At 65.0% G+C, this 8,635-nt stretch carries 7 protein-coding genes and 1 tRNA gene; 3 read left to right on the forward strand and 5 right to left on the reverse strand.

Annotated features, from left to right (window positions below):
• The first annotated feature begins 4 nt into the window (after positions 1-4).
• Entirely contained in the window at positions 5-874 is an 870-nt protein-coding gene (locus MRY80_RS09860) for a transglutaminase-like domain-containing protein (RefSeq protein ID WP_293290545.1), read from the forward strand.
• On the opposite strand, the gene MRY80_RS09865 is transcribed toward MRY80_RS09860, so the two are convergent.
• Both MRY80_RS09865 and MRY80_RS09870 read right to left on the reverse strand, forming a co-directional pair.
• On the reverse strand, positions 844-1,899 hold the full coding sequence (locus MRY80_RS09865; RefSeq protein ID WP_293290546.1) for a M48 family metallopeptidase: 1,056 nt from the start codon (positions 1,897-1,899) through the stop codon (positions 844-846). The two genes, MRY80_RS09860 and MRY80_RS09865, sit on opposite strands and share 31 nt — an antisense overlap.
• Positions 1,889-2,938 carry a YjgN family protein gene (locus tag MRY80_RS09870; RefSeq protein ID WP_293290547.1) on the reverse strand — a complete coding sequence of 350 codons (1,050 nt, stop codon included), beginning with the start codon at positions 2,936-2,938 and terminating at the stop codon, positions 1,889-1,891. Before MRY80_RS09870 ends, MRY80_RS09865 begins: the two co-directional genes overlap by 11 nt.
• A 219-nt stretch (positions 2,939-3,157) precedes the next feature.
• Here MRY80_RS09870 and MRY80_RS09875 point away from each other — a divergent pair, with 219 nt between their 5' ends.
• Entirely contained in the window at positions 3,158-4,582 is a 1,425-nt protein-coding gene (locus MRY80_RS09875; protein ID WP_293290548.1) for an MFS transporter, read from the forward strand.
• A gap of 5 nt (positions 4,583-4,587) precedes the next feature.
• On the opposite strand, the gene MRY80_RS09880 is transcribed toward MRY80_RS09875, so the two are convergent.
• The 3 genes from MRY80_RS09880 to MRY80_RS09890 form a co-directional block, all read right to left on the reverse strand.
• Positions 4,588-5,748, reverse strand: coding sequence for a LuxR C-terminal-related transcriptional regulator (locus MRY80_RS09880; protein WP_293290549.1), 1,161 nt, complete (start codon positions 5,746-5,748; stop codon positions 4,588-4,590).
• A 169-nt stretch (positions 5,749-5,917) separates the two neighbouring features.
• Positions 5,918-6,631, reverse strand: a complete 714-nt coding sequence (locus tag MRY80_RS09885) for an RlmE family RNA methyltransferase (RefSeq protein ID WP_293290550.1) — start codon at positions 6,629-6,631, stop codon at positions 5,918-5,920.
• Positions 6,628-8,142 carry a Ppx/GppA phosphatase family protein gene (locus tag MRY80_RS09890; protein ID WP_293290551.1) on the reverse strand — a complete coding sequence of 505 codons (1,515 nt, stop codon included), beginning with the start codon at positions 8,140-8,142 and terminating at the stop codon, positions 6,628-6,630. Before MRY80_RS09890 ends, MRY80_RS09885 begins: the two co-directional genes overlap by 4 nt.
• 170 nt (positions 8,143-8,312) lie before the next feature.
• Between MRY80_RS09890 and MRY80_RS09895 the strand changes: the two genes are divergently transcribed.
• Positions 8,313-8,386 (forward strand) — tRNA-Gln (locus MRY80_RS09895).
• Positions 8,387-8,635: the final 249 nt, after the last annotated feature.

An 8,635-nucleotide genomic window follows, 5' to 3' on the forward strand; every position in this document is an offset into this window, starting at 1 on the left:
GACAATGAGCGAGACGATCACCGTCAGCGTGACCGTGCACCGGGACGCCGACGAGGGTGAAGCGCTGCTCGCGCCTGTCGGCATCGCGACGCCCTACCAGACCCCGACAGGTTTTGCGGTCGAAGGCGGCGCGGTCTCCCTGATCGGCGAAATGACGACGGGCCAGATGGCCGCGTTGATTGTCCCGGGCGACGGGCCCGTAACGTTGACCTATCGCTTCGCCCAACACGCAGACCAGTACCCGGAAACCCTGTTCCGGCCGCGCGAAACCCGCTTCACCCGCGCGGCGGTCGATCTCGTATCCGACGCGCGCCGCATCGCCGACAACGCCCGCGACGGGCACGCGGCCATTGCCGCAATCGTCAACGACACCGCCGAGAAATTCACCTACGGCCATCCCGCGACGCGCTTCAATGACGGGCTCGACGCGATCCCGCATCTGTCCTGCGGCCTGACCGAGGGTTCCTGCGTCGACATCAACACCTATCTGATCGCCGCGCTGCGCTCCGCCGGCTTCGAGGCCGGCTACGTGACCGGCTATTTCTTTCCGACCGAAAAACAGGGTTGCTGCGACGACATGCACTGCTGGGTGGTCACGCGCCATGCCGGCGTCGTGCTGGAATGGGATATCGCCCACCATCTGAAGATGGGCACGCGCGACATTTGCTGCGGGCTCAATCCGAAGCCGGGCAGCCGCGTCGCCGTCGCCCATTCGATGGGGCTGGACTTGCCGGAAATCGGCGTCGCCGGACTGAAACTCCTCGGCGAACCGACCTGGCTCCAAGACGGGCGAACCGCGCCTACTCGCCTGACCATCCGCATGGCGGCGCAAGGCGTCGCGCCCTATTCCCTGCCCCGCAATTCGGCCGCGTAGGCCTCGAGCGCCTCGGCCCTTTCCGCCGTACCCGGATGGGTGGAGAGCATGCCGCTCTCGTCGGCGACGCCGAGCTCCTCGCGGATCGAAGCGAAGAAGCGGTTGATCGCCAGCGGATCGTGGCCGGCCTTCAGCATCAGTTCGACGCTGCGCCGGTCCGCCTCGCTCTCATGCGCGCGTGAATAGGACAGCGACAGGAGCGCGGAGCCCTCGACCAGCAGTTCCTCCACGGCCTCGCCGACATCGCCGGCAATCAGCATGATCAGCGCCGACATGCCCGCAAGCCGGTAGACCTGGCGCAGCGAATGCTGCAATTCCACATGCCCGATTTCATGGGCGAGAACCCCGAGGATCATTTCGTCATCATCCGCCAGGGCCACGAGCTGGTCGGTCAGGATGACGGTTCCGTCGGGCAGCGCCAGGGCGTTGGGGCCGAGCGGGCCGCCGTCGCGGAACACCAGATTGTAGCCGTCCGCGCCGAGATCGCTGAATTGCGCGAGCGCGGCGAACTGGGTTTCCAGGTCCCGTTGCCGGTCCAGCGGCAATTCCGTCTCCGACAAAAGGACGCGATCCAGCGTGTCGATCGCGGCGGACCCGATCATCTGCGGGACGACCGGAGGCGTCACCGCCACCGCGACCTCGATCATCACCGGCAAGGCGTAGCGATAGATGGCGAACGCCATGAGGGCGACGACGACGACGAAAGCCGCGAGGCGCGGCCGAAAGCGCTCCAGATCGTGGACGAGACCGTTGCGCCGCGCCGCCGGCGTGAGGCGGAGGCGATCGATCCCGTCATTGTCCAGCGTGACGAACACGCTGCCGTCGGCAAAGCGCACGCGCCGCGGAATGCGACCGACGCGCGGCGACACCTCAATTCCGCCCACCTCGCCTAGGATCAGTTCGGCACCGTCGTCGCCGAGCAGCCTGACACCGTCAGCGCGCTCGAGCGACGCCGGCCGGGACTCGCTCGATCCCGGCGCGAACCAGTCTCCCCGCACGGCGTCACCAATGGCATCAGAAGCCAATGTCAAATCCCTCGAAATCCATGAATTCCGCGCCGACCACGCCGCTCTCGTCCTTGAGTTCGGATATGTAGGTGCCGAATTCGCCCCTTATCGCAAGCGCGGTGCTTGCCCACGTATATCGCGCCATGCGCACCGCGGCCCAGGGACGCGCCAGGCCGAACGTCACCACCGTCACCAACAGATTGCTGATCGCAATCCAGGCATAACGGCGGCGAAACAGATCTGAGTCCAGCCGGTGGCGCCCGTCGAAGCGCGTCGCCGAGAACGCGACGTTCCGCACGCCGGCGACGTAGAAGAGACCGCTCACGGAATACGCTACAAGGCCAATCAGCACCACGGCATAGATCACCGCGATGATGGCATATTGGCCGAAGCCGGGGACGAACGGGGAGAAGCCGGTCAGCAGCGCAACCGCAGGCCCGAGCACGACGAACATGCCGATCGTGATCATGGCGGGGAACCACCAGACGCCGAAGAATTCGCCGATCGTCGCACCGCACGCGAACCGGCGGCCGCCATATCTGAGATTGTTGAAGAGATACCGATAGCGCCACCGGCTTGCCAAAGGCGCCAGAATTCCGAGCGTAACCATCGCAAGGAACGGGCCGGCCACATAGGCGAGAAACGCGCCGCCATAGCCGCCGGCAAAATCGAAACGCACGTTGCGATAACTGGTGACCCGCGCATGGAACCGAATGCCGCGGTAGATCAGGAACGGAAAGGCGAGCACCAGCCCGAGAAAGGCAATCCCGCCGGCGATCGGGTTGAGGTTCACGAGGATGTTGTAGCAGACGATCAGCACGAACGCGACAATGCGGCCGACGAGGATTTGCAAGGGCCGGGCGTGATACTCGAAACTGTGCCTGTCCAGAAACGTGTTTCCGTAGAAGTAGCGCATGCGACGCACCTTCGCCCAGGCCGAATAGATGCCCAGTGTCAGGATGGTCAGAAGAATGTTGACGATCCAGATGCCGAAATACTCGCCGGCAGACCCGACAAAACTGAACCGCGCCACCGTGCGTTTTTGTCCGACATCCATCAGCAATCCCCAAATTCAAAAATGAACATCAAAAGTATTTCCCGGTTTGATCTAGCTGTCGGCGGCGACACAGCCAAGCAAAAACTGGCGATTGCACAGCCGCGGCGCGGACGCGCAGATCGGCGACACGCATCGATGCAAAACCTGTCACGATACCGCTTTCCCCCGCCGGCGGCGTGGCCTAGATAGGGGCACAGTCCAAAACCGAACTCCCCGCCCTTGAACCGCTCCATTCCGCTCGTCCTCGCCATCGCGCTCTTCATGGAGCACATGGATTCTACCGTCATCTCGACGGCGCTGCCGGCGATCGCGGAGGACATAGGCACCACGCCGATCGCGCTGAAGCTGGCCCTGACGGCCTATCTGGTGTCGTTGGCGATCTTCATCCCGCTGTCCGGCTGGGTGGCCGACCGGTTCGGCGCGCGGCGCGTCTTCGCCACCGCCATCGTCGTGTTCATGGCCGGTTCGCTGGCATGCGCGGTGTCCGATTCGCTGCTGCAATTCGTCGTGTCGCGCTTCCTGCAGGGCATGGGCGGCGCGATGATGACGCCGCTCGGCCGGTTGATCCTGGTACGCTCGACGGAGCGCTCGCAACTCGTCAACGCCATGGCCTGGCTCACCATTCCGGCCCTGATCGGCCCGATGGCCGGCCCGCCCGTCGGCGGCTTCCTGACGACCTATCTCTCCTGGCACTGGATCTTCCTGATCAACATCCCGATCGGCATCGCCGGCGTGATCTTCGCACTGATCGTGCTGCCAGCCGGAAACACGCCGCCGGCCAGCCGCGTCGACTGGGCCGGCTTTCTGCTAGCGGGAACCGCGGCGTCGGGCATCGTGTTCGGCCTGTCCGTCATCAGCCTTCCGGCGCTGCCGCCGATCTGGGGCGTCATCGCGACCTGCGTCGGGTTCGCCGCCTTCGCCGGCTATGTGGTGCATGCACGAAGAGCTCGAGATCCGCTGCTCAATCCGAAACTGTTCACCAACCACACCTTCCGATCGGCCATCATCGGCGCGAACCTGTTCCGCCTCGGCGCGGGGGCCGTGCCCTTCCTGATGCCGCTGATGCTGCAACTCGGCTTTGGCCTGAGCCCCTTCCGCTCCGGCATGGTGACCTTCATCTCGGCGGGCGGGGCGATCGCGGTGAAGCTGATCGTCAAGCGGACCCTGAGCGGCCTCGGCTTCCGCACGGTGCTGATCGGCGCGGCCGGCGCGGCGGCGGCCTTCATCGCCGTCAACGGCCTCTACACGCCGGCGACCCCGATCGCGCTCATCATGTTCGTGCTGTTCTTCTCGGGCGTGGCGCGCTCCCTCTTCTTCACCTCGGTCAACGCCCTGACCTTCGCCGAAGTCAGCGACGAGGACGCCGCCCAGGCGGCCGCCGTGACGTCGGCGATGCAGCAGGTGTCCATCGCCGTCGGCGTGGCGCTTGCCGGCGGCGTGCTCGACATCGTGACGAGCTTCTCAGGCGGCGAATTGACACTGACCGCCTTCCACATGGCCTTCTTCGCCATCGCCGCCATCTCCGCCATGGCCATCATCCCTTTCCTGTCGCTGCCGCCGAACGCAGGACAGGTCGTGTCGGGCCACCGGCTTGCCCCGACCGCGCCGCGTGACGCTGCGCCGGTTGCCCATTCGCGCGGATAAGATCGTCAATCGCCGGACCGCCGGTTCGCCATCAGGCGCACGAGTTCGGCCTGCCGCCGCGCGCCCGTCTTCTGCATCGCCGCCTTCAGCTGGTTGCGAACCGTGTGAATGCTGACAGACCGCAAATCGGCCAGTTCCGTCAGCGTCAGCCCGTCGGCAATGCCGGAGGCGATCGCCATCTCCGATTCCGTGAGATCATGGCGGAGCCTGAAGCTATCCGGTGCTGCGGCTTCGGAATAAGCGGGACTGACCGTCACCAGAAGGGCCGACTGCAGATAGCCGAGAAGCAGCGCAAATGACGACGCCGGATGGTCTTCCGGCACATAGCGTACCGCGCGGCAGGTGTAGCGACGGGCCATAGGTGCCGCCTCGACACATTCGAATGTCGCCGAAATCGGCGCGACACCAGAATCCCTGAGCTGCCGCAAGCAAACCGACAGCATGGCATCGGCCTGCGGGTCGCAGAATGTCACGCGACCGGCATGATCGTCGCGCAAGACGCCACCCTCGGTGATCATGCTCGCGCTGCGTTCATTGCCGAACAGCAGGAGCCCGTTGCCGCCGAGCAGCATCAGCGCGCCACCATCGCTCATCGTGCGCCGGTGCAGGAGGTCAAGTTCGAGCGCCTGGCCGGAAACGACCCGGCTGATCTCGAAGGCCTGCTGGAGATGCGGAAGCAGCAGGCCTACCGTGCGAAGCCAGGATCCCTCCAGCTTCTCCTCGTCCTTCAGGCGAATGTTGCCCCCGAAGGCCAGCATCCGGCTGGTGTCCTTGAAGAGCATCGCGCCACCGCCGGCAGCGACGTTTTCCTGCGGCAGCACCCAGTCATTGTAGAATTCGGTCCTGAACAGGTCCTCCTTCGGGCACATCCACTGCGACGGCAGCACCACCCCCACGTCGCCATCCGAAAAGCCGGGCGCCCAGCTGTTCAGCGCACCGTAATAGGCGTTGTAGCTGTCGATGAATTCAGGCGCGTAGCCCGACGCGGTGAGCCCGAGGGAAAGGTTGCCCGGTATGTCGTATCCGAAAAGATGCGCGCACACGCCGCCGGTGGCCTTGTGCACCTCGTCCAGCACGGTCTGCCAGTTGGTCTGATCGAAGGCCGAGGCATAGATGAGCCTCGTCAGCTTCGCATATTGCGCGCCGTTGAGATCAGTGCCTGACACTGCCGGACCACCTCCCAGCTTGGCACGACCGCCATGGCGATGAACCGCCGCAACGGTCTGTTAACCAAACGCAGAATGTCGCACGGGAGGTGAATTCGCACAAGTGAGGGTTGCATTCACCCTGCAACGCACGGCAACAGGGCATCGAGATGCCGTCAAAGCCCGACGATCAATCGTCCTCTGAAGACGCCTCGCTCCTGCCCTTGAAGTCCTTGGCAAGGATGTAGAGCTCCACGGATTCCGCGCGCGAGGACGGCGGCTTGACGTGGATGACCGATTTGAAATTGCGCTTCAGCAAGTCGAGCAAATCCTTTTCCGTGCCGCCCTGGAAGGTCTTCGCGAGGAAATGACCGCCGGGCTTCAACACGCGCACGGCGAAATCCGCGGCGACCTCGATCAGGTGCATGGTGCGCAGGTGATCGGTCTGACGGTGACCGATCGTCGGCGCCGCCATGTCGGACACGACCACGTCGGGCATGCCGCCGAGAGCCGCGATCAATCTGTCGGGCGCGTCGTCGTCGAGGAAATCCATCTGCAGGATCTCCACGCCCGGCATCGCGTCCATCTCCAGATAGTCGATCGCGGCGATGCGCTTGTCCTCGTCGGTGGAACCGATGCGCGCCGCCGCCACCTGGCACCAGCCGCCGGGCGCGGCGCCGAGGTCGATCACCCGGTCGCCTTTCTGCAGAATGTGGTGCTTGTCGTCGATCTCGATCAGCTTGTAGGCCGCGCGCGAGCGCATGCCCTCTGCCTTCGCCCGCTGGACATAGGGGTCGTTCAGCTGACGTTCGATCCAGCGACGCGACGAGTTCTTCAGCCCTCGCCCCTTCTTCACCCGCTGATTAATGGAGCGCCCGCCGCGCGTCGGTTTCTTCACGCTCATCGGTTGCTCCATCGCGTTCGGTTGCGCCACGGATTGGCGCCGCGGCGCCAGACGCCGTCGGCGGCCATCATCTCGGTCAAAATGCCCTCGCGCAGGCCCCGGTCGGCGACGCGCAGCCGGTTCGACGGCCAGACACGGCGGATCGCCTCCAGGATCGCACATCCGGCCAAGACCAGATCGGCCCGGTCCGCACCGATGCACGGATTGGCGACACGCTCGTCGAAAGACCAGGACAGAAGCCGGGCATTCATCGCATCGACCTCCTGCGACGTCATCCACAATCCGTCGACGCGACGACGGTCATAGCGCGGCAGGTCGAGATGAATGCCGGCAAGCGTCGTCACCGTGCCCGACGTGCCAAGCAGATGGAACCCGTCCAGGCCGACGCGGTCGGCCAGCCGATCCCGCTCCTCGAACCGGTTCAGAAGATCGGTCGCATAGTCGGTCATGTCGGCGAAGGTCTGCTCGCTCACATGGCGCCCGTCGAACCGTTCCGACAGGGTGACGACACCGACCTGCAGCGACGTCCAGGCAACGATGTGATCGGCCAGCCGGCGCGAACGGCGTTCCTTGACATCGACCAGCGCGATTTCCGACGACCCGCCGCCGATGTCGAAGAGAACGACGGAATGGGTGTCGCGGCCGACGAGCGACGAGCAGCCGGACACGGCGAGGCGGGCCTCCGTCTCACGATCGACGATCTCCAGCGTCATGCCGGTCTCTTCACGTACGCGATCGAGGAACTCCTCGCCGTTCTCGGCGGCACGACAGGCCTCCGTCGCGATCAACCGCATGCGGCGGATGGGCCGCGCATCCAGCTTGTCCCGACAGACCTTGAGCGCCTCGACGGCGCGCGCCATCGCCGCGTCGGACAGTCGGCCCGTGCGGGACAGCCCCTCGCCGAGCCGCACGATACGCGAGAACGCGTCCACGACGCGAAACTGGCCCGGCCGTGTCGGCGTGGCGACGAGAAGGCGACAATTGTTGGTGCCGAGATCGAGCGCGGCGTAATAGGCCGGCGCATGATCGGCATCGCCCTGCGGCGAGCGACGACGCGGCGCGGTCCCGTCGGAAACCGGGCTGGCGGGCGGCGCGACACTTGGGCGCGCCTGCGCCGGCAGCGCCTGCGCGGCATCCGGCGCGACCCCGGCCTGCGCCTTCGGCTTGCGTCGCCGCCGGCGGCGTTTGGCGGGCGCGGCGGGGCTCGCCTGCACAATGGCAGCCTCGGGCGCAGCAGTGGTCGAACCGGTACGATTCTGCCCGCCCCGGCGACGCCGGCGCCGCTTGCGGCCCTTCTTGTCCTTGTGATGATCGAGACTTCCGTCCGGCGCGACGGAATCGGACCCGGCTTCCCGGTCGCTTCCGTTCGTTCGCGCGACATCGCGCGGCGCCGCATCGGCCGAAGCCGGCGAACCGCCTGCGATACCTCCCGGCCTCGATTCCGACGAATCAAAGCCGGTGTCGGAAGGTCCCGATCCGGATGCTCGCGCATCCGAGACGGTCTCCTTCACGGTGGTTCCCTTCTAGCGCGGCGCTGCCTCTGGGGGCGCTGCCGGCGCATTTGTTTACCCGTTGCCAAAAATGGTAGCAGCACACGCCGATTTCACCAAGCGCAATTGTCGCAAACAGGGGTTTGCATTTTCCGCGACAAGGCTCTATATCGCCGGTCTCAAGCAGGCGGTGGGGAATAGGTTAACGGTAGACCCACGGACTCTGACTCCGTTAGTCCTGGTTCGAATCCAGGTTCCCCAGCCAACCACTTTCTCAAATAAAATCAGTCACTTCCACCGCAAGTCACCTTGCGATCAGCCTGTCATTGTGTCGCGTCATGTTGCGTCTGGCTTTCCTTGATTTTCAACGATTTCCAGTCATGGTCGGCAAATCCGCGCGACATAAACGCGACATGACCATTTCAGGACGCTCCTGTTAGCGCTTTGCCCGGGCCGGACGCGTATTGAAGCCGCGCATCGACGGGTCGAAATCGCCACGACCGAATCCCTCGCG

This window comes from Oricola sp. (genome assembly GCF_022763245.1).
Classification (GTDB): domain Bacteria; phylum Pseudomonadota; class Alphaproteobacteria; order Rhizobiales; family Rhizobiaceae; genus Oricola.